Genomic DNA, 23,452 nt, shown 5'->3' with positions numbered 1-23,452 from the left:
GGTTAGGAATAGTAAAGATTAAGGGTGTTTAGGAGTAGTCAATTCAATATAATGGCGTTTTTTTACGACGTTGATATTCAGCAGTTCCGCCAGAACCTGGAACAGATCATCGGCTTGTTCGGCCCGGAAATTACCGGCAATCCGTCGTTGGGCCAGTTTGGGTTCGGGCACGAGCACTTTGATGCCAAACTGCTCCTGAATCTGATCGGCGACTTCGGTCATGGAGGTGTTGTCGAAGTAAAACCAATGGTCTTTCCAGGCCACATACCGCCGGGCCGTTGCGGCTTGCGTGAGCCGGTAACGGCCGGAATTGGCCACCGTCACCACGTTGCCAGGCCGCATGTAAAGCTGCTGACCCTGAGGCAGATCCAGTTTCACCTTGCCTTTGCTCAGAAAAACCCGCTTGCCTTTTGCCCGGGCATACACCACAAATTCCGTCCCCAGTACCTCGACCTGAAAGTGGTCGGCCGTTCGAACAATAAACCGCTGGTTGTCAACCTTATGGGTCACCTTAAATTCACCTTCACCTTCGAGAAACACCTCCCGCGTTTCGCTGCCGAAACCAAACCGGGGAACCCGCAAACTGGAATTGGCATTCAGGGTAACTTCCGTTCCGTCAGCGAGTTGGTGAACGCTGGTTTGTCCAAACGCCGTCCGGTGGGTTTCATACAGCAATTGCGACCGAAATACATAAGCGCCCAGCATTGCCAGCAAGGCAACCGAAGCTGCGACGCTCCAGGCCACCCATTTCCGGAACAGGCCAGACGAAGAAACCGGCAGGATTTTCGAGGGTGCGACGGGCGGTTGTTCGTTCTCCAGAATCAATTGGTAAGCTCCCAGCGCTTTGTCGGCGTCTACCGCAAACTGGGGGCGCTGGCTTTCCCATTCATCCAGGTATTGGTAGTACGTTTCGCCGTTGGCTTCGTTGGTTAGCCATTCTTCGAGGTATTTTCGCTGGATCGCCGTCGCTTTTCCATCGAAAAAATCGAACAAAATTCGTTTTATCAGTAAAGTTTCCATAGCAGATGAGGGTTGCCGGGTGGTCAAATGGAGAATAGTTGCGCCCCTTTCAGCAGACGCAGGTGATAAAGCCCAGGAGCAGGCTGACAAACCACTCCCCTTTTAATTCCTGACGCAACTGGCTGAGGGCCCTGATCATCAGTTTTTCGACGGCACTGGCGCTGATTTGCATTTCCTGCGCAATTTCCAGGTACTTTTTTCCTTCAATCCGGCTCAGCAGAAACGCCCGCTTGCACTGCGGGGTCAGGCCCTGAATGGCGTCTTCGATCTTCTGATGCAGTTCGCTGTAGTGCAACACTTCGTCGGGTTGGAGCGCGGACGACAGCCCCTGGGTGTTCAGCGAATCCAGCGAGTCGGACGGGTGCAGTTCCCACCGCAGGTAGTTGTAGGATCGATGGCGAACCGTCTGGTAGAGATACGCCCGATACGAAGTCGTAATCCGCTCAAAAACCCGATCCTGCCAGAAAGCCGTGTAAACTTCGGCCACCAGATCTTCGGCGACTTCCTTTGAATAAACAAACCGAACGGCATGATTGACCAGATTGGTGTAATACCGCCGGAACAGCAGCTCGCAACCACGCTTCGGATCCTGGGCAAACAGTTGCCGAAAGATCAGTTCATCGTCCGTCACTTTGCCGGGCTGAAGCGGCAGGCGGTTTATCGAACGTTCCGGTGCCGGGTCGCCCTTGTTTTCATCGGAATTGAGCGGTACTTGTTGCATGCAAACGAGCGCGAATCTAGGTGGTATTTAACATAGACAAGTTTGCACTTTATTACCTCACATCGCGAATGAAAAATAAATTTTTAGTGCATATTTCGCCTTTACGAACGGTTTTCCGCCAATAAAAAAGATACCTTTACAAGTACAGAAGTAGTTTCGGACGCGGTAGATTTGTGATTGAACGTGTCCGGACCTTGAAATGGATCGTACGTAAATGGAGGAAAACTGGCAGCAAAAAACCCTGGAACTACTGGAACAGAAAAGCGGGGAAGAGCCGGATTTTGGCGATAACCGGAGCCAAAAGATTTACGCACTGCGTCAAACACCCCTGAGTCAGTTCAGCACGGAAGACATCCGGCTGCTGATTTCCGAAGGAATTTCATTGCCGTATCTGATTCCGCTGGCGATGGAAAAGCTGAATAAAAATCTGTTTGCAGAGGGAGATTATTACCCCGGTGACCTTTTACAAAGTGTTTTGAACGTCGATTTGAATTTTTGGTTGACAAATCGCCCGTTTTGGCAGTATATTCACCAACTTATTATAAACAATTCGTATGAACTGGAAGACCGGGGCATCAATCCCGAGCGGTTTCTCGAATTGTCGTAACGTACCTGCGGATCGCACGGGCGCCCCCGTTTAGTCCGTAGTTTTTACTAATCCAGAACTCTGCGGACTTTAGTCCGTAGGTACTTAACACCTAATTTCCTAAACCTTTTGTAATCAATCGTATGAATTCACAACCTGTAAACCGACGTACGTTCATCACCAAAGCCACGGTTGCAACGGCAGTCGGATTAACCATCCCGAATATTAATTTCGGCGCTAAACCAAAAGCCGATGAGATGACGGTCGGGCATGGCTCACACCGCTACCGGGTCGTGCCGAACTGGGGCGTTCTGGACGCGGGCAAAAATCCGGTCAATGATTGCCACGAAATGGTGGAAGACGCCAAAGGACGGCTGTTTCTGTTGACCAACGAGACCAAAAACAACGTCATTATTTACGATAAATCGGGCAAACTGCTCGAAACCTGGGGCACCAGCTACCCCGGCGCTCACGGCCTGACGCTTTCGAACGAAGGGGCCGAGCAGTTCCTGTTTATTTGCGACAACAACCGGCATCAGGTCATCAAAACCGACCTGAAAGGCAAGGAACTGCTGAAAATCGACTACCCGAAAGAAACCGGCAAATACGATTACCCCACGCAGTTTACGCCGACCGAAACCGCCATCAATCCCGCCAACGGCGATATTTACGTGGCCGACGGCTACGGTTTGAATTTCATTACGCAATACGACGCCAAAGGCAAATACATCCGGCACTGGGGTGGCAAAGGCTCCGAAAACGGCCAGTTCGATTGCTGCCACGGTATTCTGGTCGATACCCGCAACAAGGCCAATCCAACCCTGCTGATTACCGACCGGCGGCACAACTGCCTGAAGCGGTTTACGCTCGATGGCAAGTACCTGTCGACCATTGCCTTACCGGGTTCGTACATCTGCCGCCCGGTTTTGCACGGCGACATGATTTACGGAGCGGTTTTCCGCAGCACGTCCGATGCGTATCCGAACTCGGGCTACATCCAGATTCTGGACAAAAACGACAAAGTGGTTTCGACGCCGGGCGGTTCGGCACCGGTCTACAAAGACGGCAAACTGGAAGAGCAGCGGAAAGACATGACCTTTACCAACTTCATGCACCCACACGACGTGCTGGTCGATGGCGATGAGAACGTGTATGTGCCGCAGTGGGCTTCGCAAAAGACGTATCCGGTGAAGCTTCAACGGGTTAGCTAATAAAACCGCAGGCCCTTGCGGGCGTTTTGTACGCAAGGGCTTCATACTTGCTCAACTTTTGAAATACCGTTCGCCGGGTCGAAATTCAATTTTCGACCCGGCTTGGAATTATACGTGCATTCGTCAGGCTTTGCCCCGGCCGAAAGTCGCTCCCAAAATTGAACATCCGATCCATTCAATGACTCTTTTCATTCTTTTACAAGCCACTTCTCCGAAACCTTCCGAGTGGGCTTTATTTTTTGGTCACTTTCACCCGCTGATCGTTCACTTGCCGATCGGTTTTCTGCTGATTGCCGGCTTGCTGGAACTCGACCGGGTTACGCGTCGCCAAACCGTCAGCTCACACACTATTACGTTGATCCTGTTCTGGTCGGCGGTCAGTGCCACGATGGCTTGTATTTTCGGCTATCTGCTTTCGTTAGCGGGTGGTTATGAGGAAGAAACGCTGAACCTGCACATGTGGGAAGGCATCGGCGTGGCGGTTTTTTCCTGGGTAGCCTGGGCCATTAAACACGAACGAATCGGGCCTAAAATCCGCTTCGGTCCGCTGTTCTATTACCCAGCCCTGGGTGTCGGTATCATTCTGCTGCTGGCGGCTGGCCACGAAGGCGGTTCGCTCACCCACGGCTCCGATTTTCTGACGCAGCATACCCCTGAACCGTTCCGGTCGATGGCGGGCATTCCACCCCGGGAAGAAGCGGAGGAAGCGGCAAAACCCATCGAAGACGTTAACCAGGCGATGGTTTACCAGCAAATTGTGCATCCGATTCTGAAAAGTCGTTGCATTCAGTGTCACAATCCGGAAAAATCGAAGGCCGATTTGCGGCTGGATTCGCCGGAAATGATCAAAAAAGGCAGTGAAGATGGCGCGATTCTGGTTGCTGGCAAAGCCAATCAGAGTAAGTTGGTGAAAGTGTGTTTGTTACCGGAAGAAGACGACCACCACATGCCGCCCAAAGGCAAAACCCAGCTGACCGAAAATCAGATTGCGTTGCTAACGTGGTGGATCAACGAGGGAGCGCCATTCGACAAAAAAGTAGCGGAACTGAAAGTGTCTGATGCGATAAAACCGGCTTTGGCCGCGCTCGGAACGGGTGGTGGTGCCGTTGGCGGTGAGACGGTAGCTGCCGGCCCCGCGCCGGAATCGCCGGTGTTGACGATGAAGCTTCCGGCGGCTGATCCGAAAGCCATCGAAGAACTGAAAAAAGCCGGTTTGCTGGTTTTACCGTTGTCGAAGGAACAGAACCAACTGGAAGTCAGCGCGGTCAATGCGCGGTCGTTCAATGATGCACAGGCGGCTTCGTTGCCGAAATTAAGCCAGCAAATTGTCTGGCTGAAACTGGGTGATACGGAAGTCTCCGATGCCACACTGGCGCAGGTAGCCAAGTTGAAAAACCTGCAAAAACTGCATCTGGAACAAACGAAGGTGACCGATGCCGGTTTGAAAAACCTGAAAAATCTGCCGTATCTCGAATACCTGAACCTGTATGGTACGGAAGTGACCGACGCCGGGCTGAAAGAACTGGCCGGTATCAAAAACCTGAAAACCGTTTACCTCTGGCAAACGAAAGTGACCGACGCGGGCGTTGCCGAATTGAAAAAAGCAATGCCGGGACTGGAAATCAACATGGGACTGGCTGAAACGTCCATTGCCGCGTTTGTAAAAGCCGATTCGGCCAAAGCCGACAAAGCCAAGTAAGTACCCGCTGCCCTCCGACCGTGGGTACGTTGCACTTTTTTGAAACCAAATTGGTTTATTCCTTTACAATACCGTGTGGAGTTTGTAAATTCATCGTCTTTTTCCCTTAAACCCCTTCTGCTCGTATGCGCCATTCATCCGACATACGATTTCAATCTTTCCTGTTCACAACGGCGATCGGCCTGTTTTCGGTAGCCGTCTGGAGTTCATGTGGCACCAGCGTTGAAAAACCGGCGGAATTGGTGGCGATTGAAAGCAAATTGCCCGAAAAAGTCGATTACAACCTCCACATCAAACCCATTTTATCGGACCGCTGCTTTGCCTGCCACGGCCCGGATAAAGCCAAACAGAAAGCCGGTTTGCGGTTGGATATTGCCGAAAGTGCTTACGAAGCCTTGTCGAAAAGTGGCAAAACCGCCATTGTTCCGGGTAATCTGGCGAAAAGTGAAGCCTACCACCGCATCATTTCTGACGACCCCGAATACCGGATGCCAACGCCGGAATCCAATCTCATTCTGACGACGGAAGAAAAAGCGTTGCTGGTTCGCTGGATTGAGCAGGGCGCTGAATACAAACCGCACTGGTCGCTCATTGCGCCCCAGCTGGCGGAGGTGCCGAAGGTTAAAAACGAGAAATGGGTCAAAAATGAAATTGACAATTTTGTTCTTAAAAAGCTCGAAGAGAAAGGGTTAACCCCCAATCCGGAAGCCGATAAAGCGACCCTGCTGCGCCGGGTTTCACTGGATCTGACCGGTTTGCCGCCAACAGTGGACGAGGTAGACGCTTTTCTGGCCGACAAATCGCCGGATGCGTACGAAAAAGCGGTCAACCGGCTGTTCAGCAGTCCGCATTATGGCGAGCGGCAAGCCGTCGAGTGGCTGGATGCGGCCCGGTATGCCGACACGCACGGGTATCAGGACGACGGATTGCGCACGATGTGGCCCTATCGGAATTGGGTAATCACGGCGTATAACAAAAACCTGCGGTTCGATAAGTTTATTACCTGGCAACTGGCGGGTGATATGCTGCCAAACCCGACTAAAAACATGCTGCTGGCGACGGCTTTCAACCGCAACCACCAGCAGAGCCAGGAAGGCGGTATTGTGGATGAAGAATACCGCGTGGAATACGTCGCCGACCGGGTCAATACGTTCGGAAAAGCGATGCTGGGCATGACCGTGGAGTGCGCACGCTGCCATGACCACAAATACGACCCGATCAGCCAGAAAGATTATTATTCCCTGTTTGCGTTTTTCAACAACAACAACGAGCGCGGCCAAATCCCGTACAACGGCGAACCGGCTCCGACCATCACGCTCACTTCCTCGGACGTTGACGCCAAGTTGAAGTATATTCACCAGAAAATCAAACCGTTACAACAGAAACTAAACCCCAATCGTCCCGAGTATCAACAGGCTTTTGGTCAGTGGCTGAGTCAGGCTGAACGGAATCCGACGTCGTCGATCAACGTCGGTCTGGTGGCGCATTATACCTTTGATGAAGCCGATCGGCGGGATTTTAAAGCCTACGAAAATTCGGAGGAAAAGAAGCTGAAAGACGCCGAACGGAAAAAAGAAGACGAACTCAAAAAGAAAGAAGAAGAACGTCGGAAAAAGCTGGGATTGCCCGAAGTGAAGAAACCCGCCGTTCCGAAAACCCGCGAAGAACTCGAAAAAGACCCGCGCAACGCCTTCTGGAATCAGGTAAACGACACGCTTCCCGCCCGTTTTGCCGGTGATCCGGAAAGTTATCCGTATCAAATCAAAGGGAAAGTCGGCATGGCCCGGTATCTGAAAGGCGACAGCAACATTGAATTGCCCCGAAAAGTCGGCTTTTTTGAGCAAAACGAGCCCTTTTCGCTGAGTGCGTGGTTCAACGTTGCCAAACCGGGTCTGGAAGGGATGTTGATGGGGAAATCGAACGGGCCGTTTGACGGAAACCGGGGTTACGAAATCGGGCTGCTGGCCGATGGTCGGTTTAAAATCACCATCAACCACGTCTGGCCGGACAACAGCCTGGATGTCGAAACCGTGGCCAAGATCCGCTACAAGCAGTGGTTTCATTTGACGATGACCTACGACGGATCGGGCCGGGCCGCCGGTATTAAGCTGTATCTGAATGGGCAACCGACTCAACTTCAGACCATTACTGACCATCTGGTTCATAGCATCGACCGGGGCAAAAATGGCAAGAACTGGTCTGGCTCGCCGTTCCTGATTGGCCGGATTCACGATCATTACATCAAAGATTACGCCATCGACGAACTCCGTATTTACAACCGCACGCTGACTCCACTGGAAATTCCCAAACTGGCCGGACAATCGGACGCGCTCATGACGGCTTTGTTTACGCCTGCGGCCAAACGGACGGCGGCTCAACGTGCCGGTTTGTACACCTACTACGTTACCGCACAGGATTCGACGTATCACAAAGCCTTCGAAGAATTTCAGAAAAACCGGGCGGAGGAACTGATGCTCTACAACAATTCGGATCAGGTGATGGTGATGAAAGAGCGGAAATTCCCCCGGAAAACGTTCCTACTGAAACGCGGAGCTTACGACGCCCCCGGTGAGGAAGTGACGCCCGCAACGCCCACGCAGCTCATGCCGTTTCCGGAAAACTATCCAAAAAACCGCCTGGGGTTGGCCATGTGGTTACTAAATCCGGACAATTCATTGTTTAGTCGCGTGATGGTCAACCGGTTCTGGCAGCAGTATTTTGGTCAGGGGCTGGTGAAAAGCAGCGACGATTTCGGCAATCAGGGCAACCTTCCCTCCCACCCGGAATTGCTGGATTACCTGGCCGTTCGCTTCCGCGATGGTACAGAACGGTCGGGAATCTGGAACGCCAAAGCCCTGCAGAAAATGATCGTGATGTCGGCTACCTACCGCCAGTCGTCCGTTGCCGATGCCAGAAAACTGGAAGCGGATCTGGACAACACGCTGCTCTCGCGCGGTCCCAGTTACCGGATGTCGGCGGAGCAGGTCCGTGACAACGCACTCTGTGCCAGTGGCTTATTGACAAAAAAAATTGGTGGACCCAGCGTTCTCCCCTACCAACCCGCCGGTATCTGGGAAGCCCTGGCGACCCGCAATGCCATCAAGTATGAGCAAAATCACGGCGACAGCCTTTACCGCCGAAGTCTGTATACGATCTGGAAACGGTCGTCACCCCCGCCGATGATGCTCAATTTTGATGCCGCCGAACGGCATACCTGCATCGTCAAACGCCAGAAAACCTCGACGCCTTTGCAAGCGCTGGTGACACTGAATGATCCGCAGTTTGTGGAAGCCGCGCGGGTTTTGGGGCAGAAAGCGCTGGAAAAGGGGTTGCGGGATGAGCAGTTGATTGGTTATGTGTTTAAAGCAGTGACCAGCCGACCGGTTCGACCGGCGGAGGTGGCGCTGATGAAGCAGTTGTATGCCGAAGAACTGGCCGATTTTAAGACCAACCCCAAGCGGGCGGCCGAATTGTTGAGTGTTGGTGAATATCCGGTTGACAAAAGCCTGCCGACGTCCGAGCTGGCGGCCTGGACGGTGGTTACCAGCACGATTATGAACGTCGACGAAGCAATTATCAAACGATAACCTCCGCTTACCTCCCTTTTCTCTGCTCAACTCCGCGAAATAGCTTTTTTGTATCGCGGAGTTGAGCAGAGAAAAGGGAGGTAAGCGGAGAAAAATGAGAAGGTCATGAACAACCTGGAAGACGAACTTCACGATCAATTGAGCCGCCGGACGTTTCTGGGCAAAACCAGCGCCGGTTTGGGCGCCATTGCCCTGGCTTCGCTGCTCAATCCGACGAAACTGGTGGCCGGGAGCGAAGAAAACCGGGCACCGGGCAAACCGCATTTTTCACCGAAAGTGAAACGGGTCATCTACCTGTTCCAGAGCGGTGCGCCGTCGCAGCTGGATCTGTTCGATTACAAACCCAAGCTCGAAACGATGTGGGGCCAGGAGCTCCCGGAGTCGGTGCGCAAAGGGCAGCGTCTGACGGGCATGACCGCCGGGCAAAGCCGGTTTCCGCTGGCAGCTTCCAAGTTCAAGTTTGCCAAACATGGTCATAGCCAGATGTGGGTCAGCGAGTTGCTGCCTTACACTTCGCGCATTACGGATGATTTGTGCTTCATTCGCTCGATGAATACCGAAGCCATCAACCACGACCCGGCGGTGACCTTTTTTCAAACGGGTTCCCAGCAGGCCGGCCGGCCATCCTTTGGTTCCTGGGCGAGTTATGGGTTGGGTTCCGATAATCAGAATCTGCCGGCGTTTGTCGTGCTGCTTTCCAAAGGGCGCGACGGCGATCAACCGCTGTATGCCAAGCTTTGGAGCAACGGTTTTCTGCCGTCCGTGCATCAGGGCGTGGTTTTTCGCTCCGGTCCCGACCCGGTTTATTACCTCAACAACCCGCCGGGTATCGACAAAACCAGTCGTCGGCGAATGCTGGATTATTTAGGAAAACTGCATCAGGAAAAGTACAAACAGGTGCTCGACCCGGAAATCAACAACCGGATGGCGCAGTATGAGATGGCGTACCGGATGCAGACGTCGGTGCCCGAAACGCTCGATATTTCGAAAGAACCGGATTACATTTTTGATATGTACGGCCCCGATTCCCGCAAACCGGGCACGTTTGCCGCCAATTGTCTCCTGGCCCGCAAACTGATCGAAAAAGACGTCAAGTTTGTACAGCTGTATCATCAGGGTTGGGATCAGCACGGTAATTTGCCCAACGACATCAAAATTCAGACGAAAAGCGTCGATCAGCCGTCGGCGGCTTTGATCATGGATTTGAAACAACGCGGGCTGCTCGACGACACGCTCGTGATCTGGGGCGGTGAGTTTGGCCGGACCAATTATTCACAAGGGAAACTGTCGAAAGAAAATTACGGCCGCGACCACCACCCGCGTTGCTTCACGGTCTGGATGGCGGGTGCGGGTGTCAAAAAAGCCATGGTATACGGCGAAACCGATGAGTTCGGCTACAACGTTGTCAAAGATCCCGTGCATGTGCATGATTTTCAGGCCACAATTCTGCACCTGATGGGCGTCGATCACGAAAAGCTGGTTTTCAAACACCAGGGTCGGCGGTATCGGCTGACGGATGTGCACGGAAAAGTCGTGAAGCCGGTTTTGGCGTGAAAACCGTGAACAAATCTACCAGAAGCCGTCCCAATACTAGCCCGCGGTTTTAACCGTGGGAATACGAAAACAAACGAATGTATCCCAACCATTTTAACGGTTTAAGGATTTAAAACCGTTAAAACGGTTGCGTTTCCTGAGATTTCCCGTTCGCGCCCACGAATTAAAATCGTGGGCTATTTTTTGGATTTCGCACCAGCTTCTCTTGTTAGATGCCGCCTGATCCTTCCTATCTTTGCGCCAACCAAACTTCACTCGAATTAATGACTTCGCTCGACATTGTAAAAAACTATTACGATTGCTTTAACCAGCAGGATTGGAACGGCATGCTGGCGTTGGTGAGCCCCGACATCCGGCACGAACCCAATCAGGGTGAAGCGCGGATTGGTCTGGAAAAATTTACTGCGTTTCTTCAGCACATGGCCGAATCGTACGCAGAAACGCTGACCGATATGGTTTTCTTTACAGAGCCTTCGGGCAATCGTGTCGCCGTTGAATTTGTGGTGAATGGGGTTTATAAAAAGGCGGAAGACGGTTTGCCACCAGCCAATAACCAGACTTATGTTGTGCCCGCAGCGGCTTTTCTGGCGGTTTCCGACGGGAAAATTACGCGCATCACGACGTACTACAATCTGCCGCTCTGGATTCAGGCGGTTTCACAGTAAAAACCGGTTCCGATGGATTCGCTGTCATTCCTGACGAAAAAAGGGCCGGAAATTGAATCGGTTTTTGAAGAGCTGGCGGCTTTGCGGATTGCGGTTTTTCGCGACTATCCGTATCTCTACGAAGGCACGATCAGCTACGAAAAAGACTATCTCAAAACCTACGCACAATCGGCGCGCGCGCTTTTGTTTGCCGTTTATGATGGGCTGAAAATGGTCGGTGCCACCACCTGCATTCCCTTGCGGGATGAAACCGCCGACATTCGGAAACCGTTTGAACAGGCTGGTTTTGATCTGGATACGGTTTTTTATTTCGGTGAAAGTATTCTCCTGCCGGCCTATCGCGGACGCGGTTTGGGCCACCGGTTCTTTGATGAGCGCGAAGCCCACGCCCGCCGGTTTGGCTCGTTCAGGATGACGTGTTTCTGTTCCGTCGAACGCCCGGAAAATCATCCGGCAAAACCACCGGATTACCGCCCCAACGATGCCTTCTGGATCAAACGCGGGTACAGAAAAGAACCGTCTCTGCGCAGTACGCTCGAATGGCCCGATCTGGGCGAGGTCATTTCGACGCCCAAACCGATGGTATACTGGGTGCGAGACCTGTAACCGACCTTATCCCACAGAAAAAAACTTTCCCGGAACCGGGCAACATTTTTCGGCTCCTGCGTCTTTTATAGGTGAACTCCTCTCTAGTAACACCATGAACTGGACCGATTTTTGGGATAATGTAAGCCAGATTGGCACTGAAATTGACCGTTGGCTGCGACACAATCGAAAAATTTCCGGCTGGTTATTGCTGGCGGTATCGGTTGGTGCGGGCCTGGTCGTCAATTTTATGGTGGCACAAACGGTCCGGATGATTCTCCGCCGACGTCACGTCGAAGTCCTGGGGTTCTTACGTCAGTACGTTCGCAATGCATTCTATTTCTTCGTCCCGGCACTCTTCTTTCTGATCATCACCAATATTCAGGAACGGGCTTTTCAGCGGTTTCCGTACGCATCCAAAGCCGCCGAAGTCTGTTTTGTCATTACCACTACGTGGCTGGTCGTGCAGTTGCTGAAAGTGCTGGAACGGCTCATCATTCGCCGGTACGATACGGCCAGTGACGTTAATTTGCACCTGCGAAAGTTTGTTACCCAGATTGTCTTTGTCCGACAACTTGTTTCGATCGTAGTCATTACCGTCGGATTCTCCGTTCTGTTGCTCTCCTTCAATGGCGGACGAAAAATCGGTCTGAGCTTTCTGACATCGGCCGGGATTGCGTCGGTAGTCATCGGTTTTGCGGCCCAGCGCACCATCGCCAACCTGCTGGCCGGTATTCAGATCGCTTTCACGCAGCAAATTCGCGTTGAAGATGCGGTCGTGGTCGAAAGCGAATGGGGCCGGATCGAAGAAATTAACCTGACCAATGTGGTGGTTCGGCTCTGGGATCGCCGGCGGTTGATTTTACCCATCACTTATTTCATCGAAAAGCCGTTTCAAAACTGGACCCGGTCACAGGCTTCTGTACTGGGAACGGTCATTTTATACCTCGATTATACCGTACCCGTTGATCAGATCCGGCAAAAAGCGAAAGAACTGGTTGAAAATAACCCCTTGTGGGACAGGGAAGTATGTACTGTTCAGGTAACCGACACGCAGCCAACCTGCGTCGTGGTTCGGGTGTTGACCTCCGCCCGCAACGCGGGAGAAAGCTTCGATCTGCGGTGCTTTTTGCGGGAAACCATCATCGCCTTTCTGCGGGATGAATATCCGGAAAGCCTCCCCAAAACCCGGTTTCAATTGACCGAAATCAATGAGCCAGCGTCGCCTGTCAAAGTGTCGGACCGGTCGCTGTAGCCATCTTGCCATTCTATTTAGAAGAATTAAAAGATTGCACCACTCCTCTACGATTTGCAGAGGAGTTTTTTTTGTTGTTATTTAGAACAAATATTAATAACTGTGCTTCATATTTTCGGCCATTGGAATGACAAAGAATAAACAGAAATCGACCTGGCAAAAAGTTCGTACGACCTTCCATGATCTTCATCTCTGGCTGGGAATTGCCAGCGGCCTTATTCTTTTTATCGTGTGTCTCAGTGGAACGATCTACACGTTTAGCAGCGAGATTCAGGAGGTGGCCGACGCGGATAAATACACGGTAACCGCTCCGCCGGCGGCTCAGCGCCAACCAGCCGAAGTACTCGTGGCCAGCGTATTGAAAACCGTCCCCGGCGGAACGGTACAATGGATCAGTATTCCCAACGACAGAGCGCGGTCGTACCAGATTAGTGTCAAAAAAGGCGACGACAAAGAAGCAAAACCGGTTACCTATTTTGTCAATCCGTATACGTCAGAAGTTTTAGGCACCCCCGAAAGTGCGACGTCCCGGTTTTTCATGGTCGTATTCCGGCTGCACCGCTGGCTGCTGCTGGATACGGAAGTCGGACGGCCGATCGTGGGCGTAGCTACCCTGATTTTTGTCCTGATTATCCTGTCCGGCTGGGTGATCTGGTTTCCGAAAAAAATCAAAAACTGGCGGCAGGGTCTAAAAGTGAATTTCAAAGGCAACTGGAAACGCATCAACCACGATTTGCACAACAGCCTGGGACTTTACGCTTCTTTTCTGCTCATGCTGATGGCGTTGACGGGGTTAACGTGGTCATTTCAGTGGTACAAAACCGGGGTCAACAAAATGCTGGGGGTTTATAAACCCGAAGGAACGCCGAAAGAAGAACCGCCCAAATCGACTCTCCCAACCGATGGCTCGGCCACCCAGCGCCTGGCAATTGCTGATTACCTGAAAACCGCCAACGGGATTTTGCCTTATCCGGGCGATTACAAAATTACGCTGCCGTCCGATTCCGTGGCCACGGTTGCCATCAGCAAAAACCAGCTTGGCTTTTTTGCGCCGGCCGCCAGCGATAAACTGCAGTTGGATCAATACACGGGCAAGCCGTTGAAAACCGAGATCTTTGCCCAGAAACCCCTGAACGAGCGACTGGCCAGTTCCTTCAAATCCCTGCACATCGGGAGTTTCTACGGTACGTTTTCAAAAATCCTTTATTTCATTACCTGCCTGATTGCCACGACCTTGCCGGTTACCGGAACGCTAATCTGGATTAATAAGCTGCGCAAAAAACCGTCGGCAAAAACTAAAGTGATTACAGCAAAGCCACAGGTTGCCTGAGTACCCACGGACTTTAGTCAGTGAGTTTCGGGTCATTTACCAGCCTGATGGTCAGAATATTACGGACTAAAGTCCGTGGGTACGCAAAAAGGGAGCCGACGGCTCCCTTTTTTGATTCCAAATCGGTGAATGAGCTATTAAACTGCCACCGTCTTGCCCGGAACAGCAACCGGATAAAAACCGTCGGCGTTGGGCAACAGTTTTGGATTCGCATCCCAGGCCAGTTTTTCGGGAAACAGGTTGATGTTCGAGTTCAAAGCCTCCTCCCATTTCACCATCTTGCCCGAATAGGTTGCCATCCGGCCCATTAGGGCTGTCATCGTGCTTTTCGCGCCATTTTCGGCATCCCAGAATTTGTATTCGTTTTTGGCAATGGCCGCAAACAGTTCGTCGTGCTCAATCTGGTACGGATCGCCGTCGTTTTTGCCGTTGTGGGTATAAATCGATCCGCCTTTGTGGTCTTTCAGGATGCTTTGTCGTCCGAAGGAGTCAACGCGGCCTTTCGTACCCAGAAAAGCTTCGTCCACTTTGCTGTAGGTTCCTTCGTAGTGGCGGCATTGGCTGTTGATCAGCGTTCCATCTTCGTAAACGTAGTCGACGATGTGGTGATCGAAAATTTCGCCATACTCTTTCCCGGTGCGCACCTGACGACCGCCCGTTCCCTGCGCCGAAACCGGATAGCCTCTTTTCACCCAGTTGGCCACGTCGATGTTATGAATATGCTGCTCGTTGATGTGATCCCCGCAGAGCCAGTTGAAGTAATACCAGTTCCGCATCTGGTGTTCCATTTCGGTCTGGTTCGGCTTACGCGGGTTTACCCAAACGCCCCCGCTGACCCAATAGACCGAGCCGCCGATGATGTCGCCCAGCGCGCCATCGTGAATGCGTTTGATCATTTCGCGGTAGTTCGGCTGGTAATGGCGCTGCAGGCCGACCACCACGTTCAGCTTTTTCTTCTTGGCTTCTTCCGCAGCCGCCAGCACCCGACGAACACCCGGCGCATCGGTAGCCACCGGTTTTTCCATAAAGATGTGTTTGTTCTGCTTCACGGCTTCTTCAAACATCATCGGCCGGAAACCCGGAGGAGTCGCCAGAATCACGACATCGGCCAGTGGGATGGCTTTCTGGTAGGCATCAAACCCGACAAACTTGCGTTCTTCCGGCACATCGACCCGCTTGGCCAGCTCAGGATTTTGATTCAAGGTTTTATAGGCATCGTCCAACCGATCGCGGAAGGCATCGGCAATCGCCACAATTTTAACATTTTGCTTGGACTTCAGGGCCTGGAGAGCCGCCCCTTTTCCGCGGCCACCGCAGCCGATGAGCGCCACTTTGATGGTATCATCGGCCGAGCTGTTAAAGCCATAGGAAGATGCAAAAGAAGGCAGAGTCGTCAACAGGGCTCCGCCCGTGAGCAGGCCGGATTGTCTGAGAAAGTCCCGGCGGCCGGCGTCCCGGCGGTTTGATTCGTTTGACATAAGGAACAAGGTTTAGAAATACGATAAATAACGGCTAATGACAGGCACTTGAAAAGCAACGACAATCAATACTCCTCAATCAACGGCGGGTTATAATATGCCTTGATTTCTTCCTCCGACGGCTTTTTGGCGGGCCGTACCACCCGAAAACCCACAAACGACGCACTCGTCAGCCACCACTCGCTTTTGGGAGCCTGAGGGTCGAGCAGTTTCCAGGCCGGCGCCGACGGCGTCCGGGCCGCCGATCGCAGAACCGCCGGGTCGTCATCCCACGAACCACCCCGCACCGAGTTTGGGTAAAGCTGCGTCACCTTGGCATACGGTTCTTTCACTTCGCCTTTGGCTTTTTTGGCGTAATAATCCGGATAATATTGATCGAGCGTCCATTCCATCACGTTGCCGTGCATGTCGTGAAGGCCCCAGGGATTCGGTTTCTTTTTGCCAACCTGTTTATACGACCCGTCGCTGTTGCCGTTGTACCAGGCGTACTGGCCCAGCAGTTTTGCATCCGCCCCGAACGAATACGGCGTTTGGGTTCCGGCGCGGCAGGCATATTCCCACTCGGCTTCGGTCGGCAGGCGGTAAAAAACGCCGGTTTTGGCGTAGAGCCACGCACAAAAATGAATGGCCGAATATTGCGTCATGTTGATGGCCGGATACCCCTCCCGACCCATCCCGAACGACATATCCACGTACGGTGGACTCGGGCGCGTGGCGGCATCGGTTTTGGTCAGATCAAAACCGGGCGTCCGGTTTGCCATTTCTTTTTCCATGTTTTTGAAGGCAAACAGATCGAACAGATCCCAGGTCACTTCCATTTTTCCCATCCAGAACGGCTCGATCTGGACCTTGTGTTGCGGCCCTTCGTCGGGTTTACGGCCTTTTTCGGTAGCCGGACTTCCCATCATATAGGCCCCGCCCGGAATTGCTACCATCTCGTAAACCTGGGTGCTGCCCGGAATCGATTGCGTGTACGATTTGGTTACATCGTCGGTCACCTGGGCCAAACTGCTCGTTGTTATTACACACGCCACGCCAAGCAGCATACTGAATTTTTGCATGAATTGGTTCAATGAATTAAGCTCTAAAATCTATAAAGAAAACCAGAGCGGAAATTTACCACTTTTAGTCCGGAAATTCTATCATAGAGCGGCTCGTCTGATGCATTCTGGAATGCGATGGGAACTCGGATCGAACGAATTTGCACAGATAAAATCCGTTTTGATCCGTTCAATCCGCCCGATCCGCGTTCCCATCGCGTAGTTTACTTCGGCGATCCGGCGCAGGATGTGTATCTTTGCGGTACAATGAATTATTTATCAGCAGAAAATCTCTCCAAATCCTTCGGCGACAAATGGTTATTCCGCAACGTGACGTTCGGAATGAGCCGGGGGGATAAAGTCGCCATCGTCGGTGCCAACGGTACGGGTAAATCCACCTTATTGTCCATTCTGGCCGGGTTGATGCCCTCCGACGAAGGCCTGGTCAGCATCCGAAAAGACATCACAGTCGGGTTTCTGGAGCAGCAGCCCCAGTTGGATGACAACCTGACGGTGATGGAAGTTGTTTTAACCGGCGAAAATCCGGCCTTGCTTGCCATTGCGCAGTACGAAAAAGCGCTGCTTTCCGACAACCACGACGCGCTCGACCGGGCCATGCAGCAAATGGATACGCTCCAGGCCTGGGATTATGAAACGCAGTTGAAGCAGATTCTGGGGCAACTCGGCATTCACGACGTGACGCAACGGGTTTCGACGCTCTCCGGCGGCCAACGCAAACGGGTGGCCATGGCGCAGGTGCTGATCGAAGCTCCGGACTTGCTGATCATGGATGAACCCACCAACCACCTGGATCTGGAAACGATCGAGTGGCTCGAAAACTTTTTGTCGACCAACAACGCCACGCTCCTGCTGGTGTCGCACGACCGGTATTTTCTGGACCGGGTTTGCAACCAGATTGTCGAACTCGATCAGCAGACGCTTTTCAGTTACAAAGGAAATTACGCGTATTACCTGGAAAAGAAAGCCGAGCGGCAGGCCATTCTGGCCGCGGAAGTCGATAAGGCGAAAAACCTTTTCCGGCGCGAACTCGACTGGATGCGCCGACAACCCAAAGCCCGTGGCACCAAAGCCCAATACCGGGTCGATGCGTTCGATGACGTCAAAGACAAAGCCCACACCAAACTCGGTAACGACCAACTGGAGCTGAACATCCGGACGCAGCGGCTGGGCAGTAAAATCATTGAAATGGAAAATGTCAGCAAAAGCTTTGGCGACAACCTGCTGCTCGACCATTTCACGTATACGTTCCGCCGGAATGACCGCATCGGTATCATCGGCAAAAACGGCATGGGCAAAACCACCCTGCTGAATATGATTACGGGCGAATTACGACCGGATTCGGGGATTATCAGTACCGGAGGGACCGTCAAAATCGGGTATTACACCCAGTCGGATCTGGTTATACCGGACAACCAGCGGGTGATCGACGTGGTGCAGGAAGTCGCCGAAGTCATGAAACTCGGAACGGGCGAGACCGTAACGGCTTCCCAGTTCTTGCAGCATTTCCTCTTCGACCGCAACAAACAGTACGATTACGTTCATAAGTTATCGGGCGGTGAAAAACGGCGGTTGCAGTTGCTGCTGGTGCTGGTTCAAAATCCCAACTTCCTGATTCTGGATGAGCCGACCAACGATCTGGACATTACGACGCTCAATGTACTCGAAGAATTTTTGCTGAATTTTCCCGGTTGCATCCTGCTCGTATCCCACGACCGGTATTTCATGGATCGGCTGGTCGAACATACCTTTATTTTTGAAGGAAACGGCAAAATCAGCGACTTTCCGGGCAACTACACCGATTACCGCGAGCGGAAAGCCAGCCAGCCAGCGGATCGTAAAGCCGCCGAAAAAACAAAGGCCGCGCAAACGGTCCCGGTTCCGGAAAGTAAACCCGCGGCTCCGGTTGGCGAAAGCAAGCGAAAACTGTCGTTCAAAGAGCAGCGGGAATACGAAACATTAGAAAAAGAAATTGAGGAACTGGAACAACGAAAAAGCGGTTTATTGGGTCAACTGAATACCGGTTCCACGAGTCACGAAGAGCTGACGTCCTGGGCCCGCGAGATTGAACAAATCGATCAGCAAATTTCCAGAAAATCCGACCGCTGGCTTGAATTGGCGGACTATATTTAATTGTGAATGAGCGAATGAGTGATTGAGTGAATAGAGAAGCACGATCTTTGATCTATTCACTCAATCGCAATTCGCTCATTCACTCATTGAACACATGAACCAGATCGCCGAATTTTTCCAATACTTACTCAATTCCGAGGAAATCATTCGGACGGGCGGTTTGGTATTGATTACCCTCATTATTTTTATTGAAAACGGCGTGTTTTTCGGCTTTTTCCTGCCGGGCGATTACCTGCTGTTTCTGTCGGGCGTTTTTGCCGGAACCAAAATTCTGGCGGTACCCCTGTGGCTGTTGCTGCTTTGTATTTTCGGAGCCGCCGTGGTGGGGTCGCTGACGGGTTATCTGACGGGGCTTTACTTTGGCGAACGGCTGCAAAACCGCCCGGATTCGCTGTTTTTCAAGAAAAAATACATTGAAACGACCCGCGAATATTTCCTGAAATACGGCAGCCGGACGCTGATCGTGGCCCGGTTTCTGCCCATTGTTCGCACCTTCGCGCCCATTCTTTCCGGCCTGATCCGGATGGATATCCGGTATTTTATGCTTTACAACGTTATCGGTGGCGCCGTCTGGGTGCTGTCGCTGGTGGGTGGCGGGTATTATTTTGGCGAAAAATTTCCCTGGATCGTCGATTACGTTCAGTACATCATCATCTTCTTCCTGGGCATAACGACTTTCACCGTGATTCGCGGCTATATCAACGCCCGCAAAGACATGAAGCAGCCGAAGGAAACGGTGAGTGACTAATTCGTTTTGTTAGTTCACGTTTATCGTGGCGGCAGCGGCTTTCGTCCGTGCCACGCACGCTTCATCCGCACATTCACCGTAAAAAACCAGAGAATGTGATTCAACGTGAAACTGGAGCGTATGGCCCACGGTGGTTTTGATGAGTTGCAAACGCGGATCGCAAAACTCCATGACCCGGTGGCAGTTGACACAAATCAAATGGGCGTGCTGCTGGCGTCCGAGCGACTTTTCAAACCGGCTTTTCGTATTATCCTCATCGCCGAACTGGTGTCGGCTCACCAGCCCGCAATCGACCAGGACCTCCAGCGTGTTGTAAACCGTGGCCCGGCTAACTGCAAAGGAGCGTTCTTTCATGGCCTGATACAGTTCTTCGGCATCGAAATGATCATTGCGCGAATACACTTCTTCCAGAATCGCAAACCGTTCCGACGACCGGCGCAGTCCTTTTGTTAGTAAATATTCTTCCAGTTTCGTTCGGGCTTCACCGATCAATGGGGTTGAATTCAGCATAAGAATAATGGCGTGCGTGCCTTCAATCAGAAAGCAGGGCACTTGGGGAAAAACGGCTGCTGACTGTTCTATAAAATCAGCCTTTGAGTGATTTATTTAGACTAATTTCAAACAAATATACAGGCTGAATGCATTCGATGCAATACTTTTGGAAAGGACTTTTACAGATTATTCATACCACTTCGCATACATGACGTAGTTGTTGGCCGTTCGCATAAAAACTTCACCCAGTTCGGGCGTAACGGCTTTCAGATACCGGGCGGGATTTCCGGCGTAAATCGTTCCGGGCGGCACGACGGTATTTTGAGTCACGATAGCCCCGGCCGCAATAATCGACCCGGTTCCAATCACCGCTCCATCCATGACAATGGCACCCATGCCAATCAGAACCTGATCTTCAATGGTGCAGCCGTGAACGATCGCGTTGTGCGCAATGGACACATAGCTGCCGATGGTGGTTTTAAATTTCTGGTAGGTGCAATGAATCACCGCCCCGTCCTGAACGTTGCAATAATCGCCCATCGTGATTGAGTTCACATCCCCCCGCACCACGGCGTTGAACCAGACGGTGCAATTTTGCCCCATCACAACGTCACCGACAATCGTCGCATTATCGGCAAACCAGCAGTCTTCCCCGGTTTTCGGGTGAATGCCGCGAACGGATTTTATCAAAGTCATCTTGGTTAAATTCTATTTGTTCGGTTATTAAATAAGAAAACAGTTCGGCTAAATAGCGGTTTTTTCCATTAAAAAGCCACTTTTGGGCCATTGACTATAAAAAGCGGCAGAGAATCAATCAATTCGTAACTTTGTGGGTCAGATTATTTCCACTGCATGAACCGTAGCAGAACACAATCTTATTGGTCAACGCATCACGACGCCCCGTTTTTGTTGTTTCGGCAACTGCCCGCGCTGTCATTTTTTTTCCTGTTACTAGCCGCAACCACCGGCTTTGCCCAACAGCCTTCCCGGGCCGATCAGTTGAATGATGAACAAATTATTGAATTTTATCAGCGGGCCCAGGGCAGCGGGTTGACCGAAATGCAAATTGAGCAAGCCGCCATGTCGCAGGGTTATACGTTGACCGACATTGCCAAAATGCGGCAGCGTATGGCCAAAATCCGGCAGCAATCGAACCGCACCGGGCAGTTTTCCGTCGACACGCTCATCAACCGGTCGCAGCAGGGAACCCTGTCGCAACGGCCTTACGCGCTGGGCGACAGCCTGAACCTGCTCAGACGGGACACCATCCGACGGCCTTACATTTTTGGTGCTTCGTTGTTTCAGGGAACGAATCTTACCTTCGAACCCAATCTGCGGATTGCCACGCCCCGCAACTACGTGGTGGGGCCTGATGATGAGCTTGTTGTGGAAATTTACGGCAACTCGACCGAAAGTTTCCGGCTACGCGTCACGCCCGAAGGGTCGGTTCGGATGCTGAATTTGGCACCTATTTTCGTGAGTGGACTAACCATCGAACAGGCCGAACAGCGGATTGTCGGTCGGCTCCGGCAAGCCTATCAGGGCTTGAACCGCCCGGGCAGCGGCACCTATGCTTCGGTGACGCTGGGCAACATTCGCAGCATTCGCGTCACGATGGTGGGCGAGGTGGTTGTGCCCGGCACGTATACGCTTTCGTCGCTGTCAACGGCTTTTAATGCGCTCTATCTGTCGGGAGGGCCAAATCCCGAAACCGGATCGTTCCGCGATATTCAGGTGATCCGTAATAACCGCGTGATCCGCACCATCGACCTTTACGACTACCTGCTCCGGGCCGACAAAAAAGATGACATCCGGCTTCTGGATCAGGATGTAATTCGGGTCAACGACTACGGCGTCCGCGTTGAAATGGTCGGGCAGGTAAAACGACCTGCCATTTATGAAGTAAAACCGGGGGAAACGCTCAAAAATGTCCTGAACTTTGCGGGCGGTTTTACCGATCGCGCCTATACTTTTTCGATCACCCTGCGCCGGAATACGCCCCGCGAATTGCGGATTTCGACCATCACCCAGGATCAGATCGCCACGTTCATTCCGCAATCCGGCGATAAATACACAACCGGCGAAATCTTAAACCGGTACGAAAACCGGATTCAGGTGTCGGGCGCGGTGATGCGCCCGGGTGATTATGCGTTGGGGAACGAAATAACGACGGTCCGCTCACTCATCAGCCGGGCCGAAGGGCTGCGGAAAGACGCGTTTCTGAATCGGGCCATTCTGTACCGTGAACGCGAAAACACCGATCTGGAAGCCATTCCGTTCGATGTTGGGCGGCTCATGCGCAACGAGACGGAAGATATTCCACTTCTTCGTCAGGACAGCGTGCACATTTATTCCGTTCGCGATCTGCGCGAGCCGTATTACGTCAGCATCGAGGGCGCAGTTAACCGGCCGGACACCATTCCGTTTGTAACCAACCTGACTGTCACGGATTTGATTGCGCTGTCGGGCGGCTTTCAGGAAGGCGCCACGCCCACCCGAATTGAAGTCGCCCGGCGAATTCGCGAGGATACGACCAAAGTGACCGGGGCCGAAACCGTTCAGGTTTTCCAGTTTGCAATTGATCGGGAATTGAACCTACAACCGGCCGATGCGCGGTTTATTCTCAAACCTTTCGATGTCGTTTACGTCCGAACCTCGCCCCGGTACGCGCTTCAGCAGAATGTTTCGGTCTATGGCGAAGTGATGCATCCCGGCAATTACGCCATCGAGTCACGCTCCGAACGAATTTCGGATATGCTCCGGCGCGTAGGCGGTTTGAAATCCGGCGCTTTTTTGCCGGGAGCCCGGTTTTCCCGTCGCGGCAACGTTATTGCGACCGATCTGGGTGCCATTCTGGATGATCCGGGCGTACCGGGCAATTTGCTGCTGGAAGTAGGTGACTCGATCCTGATTCCGAAGCGCCCCGAAACCGTCAGCATTCAGGGGGCCGTACTCAACCCGTCGACGATTAGCTACATCGAAGGCTTAAGTTTCAAGGATTACGTTACGCAAGCCGGTGGTTTTACCGACAATGCCCGGCAAAAAAGAGCGTATGTCGTGTATGCCAATGGATTAAAGGATCGGACCAAGCGGTTTTTGTTCTTCAGAAAATACCCGAAAATCGAACCCGGTTCACGGGTAATTGTTCCCTTTGAGCCCTTGAACGACCAGCGGCCGCTGACGCCCGGCGAACGAATTGGACTTATTTCGGTGCTGGGCACAATGACCATCACCCTAACCACCGTTATCATTAATCTGGTTCGGTTATTTTAAGCATCTTTAAGCCGCACTATCTATTGCGTCGCTTCATGTCAGTAACAACGCACAAAC

The 23,452-nt window shown here is 52.3% G+C and carries 18 protein-coding genes; 12 read left to right on the top strand and 6 right to left on the bottom strand.

Features of this window, described 5'->3' with window-relative positions; translation table 11 throughout:
• Positions 1-18: 18 nt before the first annotated feature.
• Together EHT87_RS21345 and EHT87_RS21340 are read right to left on the bottom strand one after the other, a co-directional pair.
• Positions 19-1,020: a FecR family protein gene (locus EHT87_RS21345; RefSeq protein ID WP_124908683.1), complete on the bottom strand. Its 1,002-nt coding sequence runs from the start codon at positions 1,018-1,020 to the stop codon at positions 19-21.
• Positions 1,021-1,069: 49 nt separating this feature from the next.
• A complete protein-coding gene (locus EHT87_RS21340; RefSeq protein ID WP_124908682.1) occupies positions 1,070-1,741 on the bottom strand; it encodes a sigma-70 family RNA polymerase sigma factor in 672 nt (223 codons plus the stop codon).
• 214 nt (positions 1,742-1,955) lie between these two features.
• On the opposite strand from EHT87_RS21340, the gene EHT87_RS21335 reads away from it, so the two are divergent.
• From EHT87_RS21335 to EHT87_RS21295, 9 genes are all read left to right on the top strand, one after another.
• Positions 1,956-2,348, top strand: a complete 393-nt coding sequence (locus tag EHT87_RS21335) for a contact-dependent growth inhibition system immunity protein (RefSeq protein WP_124908681.1) — start codon at positions 1,956-1,958, stop codon at positions 2,346-2,348.
• A gap of 122 nt (positions 2,349-2,470) precedes the next feature.
• Positions 2,471-3,538 carry an NHL repeat-containing protein gene (locus tag EHT87_RS21330; RefSeq protein WP_124908680.1) on the top strand — a complete coding sequence of 356 codons (1,068 nt, stop codon included), beginning with the start codon at positions 2,471-2,473 and terminating at the stop codon, positions 3,536-3,538.
• Between the two features lie 178 nt (positions 3,539-3,716).
• Positions 3,717-5,237, top strand: a complete 1,521-nt coding sequence (locus EHT87_RS21325) for a c-type cytochrome domain-containing protein (RefSeq protein WP_124908679.1) — start codon at positions 3,717-3,719, stop codon at positions 5,235-5,237.
• A gap of 125 nt (positions 5,238-5,362) precedes the next feature.
• Positions 5,363-8,824, top strand: coding sequence for a DUF1553 domain-containing protein (locus tag EHT87_RS21320; RefSeq protein ID WP_124908678.1), 3,462 nt, complete (start codon positions 5,363-5,365; stop codon positions 8,822-8,824).
• Positions 8,825-8,929: 105 nt separating this feature from the next.
• The gene (locus EHT87_RS21315) at positions 8,930-10,378 is read left to right on the top strand and encodes a DUF1501 domain-containing protein (RefSeq protein ID WP_124908677.1); all 1,449 of its coding nucleotides are present in this window, start codon (positions 8,930-8,932) and stop codon (positions 10,376-10,378) included.
• A 263-nt stretch (positions 10,379-10,641) separates the two neighbouring features.
• Positions 10,642-11,043, top strand: a complete 402-nt coding sequence (locus tag EHT87_RS21310; RefSeq protein ID WP_124908676.1) for a nuclear transport factor 2 family protein — start codon at positions 10,642-10,644, stop codon at positions 11,041-11,043.
• Positions 11,044-11,055: 12 nt separating this feature from the next.
• Positions 11,056-11,649, top strand: a complete 594-nt coding sequence (locus EHT87_RS21305; RefSeq protein WP_124908675.1) for a GNAT family N-acetyltransferase — start codon at positions 11,056-11,058, stop codon at positions 11,647-11,649.
• A 94-nt stretch (positions 11,650-11,743) separates the two neighbouring features.
• Entirely contained in the window at positions 11,744-12,883 is a 1,140-nt protein-coding gene (locus EHT87_RS21300; protein WP_124908674.1) for a mechanosensitive ion channel family protein, read from the top strand.
• Between the two features lie 127 nt (positions 12,884-13,010).
• Positions 13,011-14,213 (top strand): PepSY-associated TM helix domain-containing protein, encoded by a 1,203-nt coding sequence (locus tag EHT87_RS21295; protein WP_124908673.1) that lies wholly within the window; start codon positions 13,011-13,013, stop codon positions 14,211-14,213.
• Between the two features lie 137 nt (positions 14,214-14,350).
• On the opposite strand, the gene EHT87_RS21290 is transcribed toward EHT87_RS21295, so the two are convergent.
• Both EHT87_RS21290 and EHT87_RS21285 read right to left on the bottom strand, forming a co-directional pair.
• Positions 14,351-15,691: a Gfo/Idh/MocA family protein gene (locus EHT87_RS21290; protein WP_124908672.1), complete on the bottom strand. Its 1,341-nt coding sequence runs from the start codon at positions 15,689-15,691 to the stop codon at positions 14,351-14,353.
• Between the two features lie 65 nt (positions 15,692-15,756).
• A complete protein-coding gene (locus EHT87_RS21285) occupies positions 15,757-16,752 on the bottom strand; it encodes a formylglycine-generating enzyme family protein (RefSeq protein ID WP_229321219.1) in 996 nt (331 codons plus the stop codon).
• A 246-nt stretch (positions 16,753-16,998) separates the two neighbouring features.
• On the opposite strand from EHT87_RS21285, the gene EHT87_RS21280 reads away from it, so the two are divergent.
• Positions 16,999-18,882 (top strand): ABC-F family ATP-binding cassette domain-containing protein, encoded by a 1,884-nt coding sequence (locus EHT87_RS21280; protein WP_124908899.1) that lies wholly within the window; start codon positions 16,999-17,001, stop codon positions 18,880-18,882.
• 94 nt (positions 18,883-18,976) lie between these two features.
• Positions 18,977-19,630 carry a DedA family protein gene (locus tag EHT87_RS21275; protein ID WP_124908671.1) on the top strand — a complete coding sequence of 218 codons (654 nt, stop codon included), beginning with the start codon at positions 18,977-18,979 and terminating at the stop codon, positions 19,628-19,630.
• 9 nt (positions 19,631-19,639) lie between these two features.
• On the opposite strand, the gene EHT87_RS21270 is transcribed toward EHT87_RS21275, so the two are convergent.
• On the bottom strand, positions 19,640-20,140 hold the full coding sequence (locus tag EHT87_RS21270; RefSeq protein ID WP_124908670.1) for a Fur family transcriptional regulator: 501 nt from the start codon (positions 20,138-20,140) through the stop codon (positions 19,640-19,642).
• Between the two features lie 168 nt (positions 20,141-20,308).
• Entirely contained in the window at positions 20,309-20,818 is a 510-nt protein-coding gene (locus tag EHT87_RS21265) for a gamma carbonic anhydrase family protein (protein ID WP_124908669.1), read from the bottom strand.
• 156 nt (positions 20,819-20,974) lie between these two features.
• Here EHT87_RS21265 and EHT87_RS21260 point away from each other — a divergent pair, with 156 nt between their 5' ends.
• Positions 20,975-23,395, top strand: a complete 2,421-nt coding sequence (locus tag EHT87_RS21260; protein WP_124908668.1) for an SLBB domain-containing protein — start codon at positions 20,975-20,977, stop codon at positions 23,393-23,395.
• The last annotated feature ends 57 nt before the right edge of the window (positions 23,396-23,452 follow it).

The organism is Larkinella knui (assembly GCF_003858645.1).
Classification (GTDB): Bacteria; Bacteroidota; Bacteroidia; order Cytophagales; family Spirosomataceae; genus Larkinella; species Larkinella knui.
The sequence above is the reverse complement of the archived record's forward strand: the minus strand, read 5'-3'. Positions and strand labels throughout refer to the sequence as shown.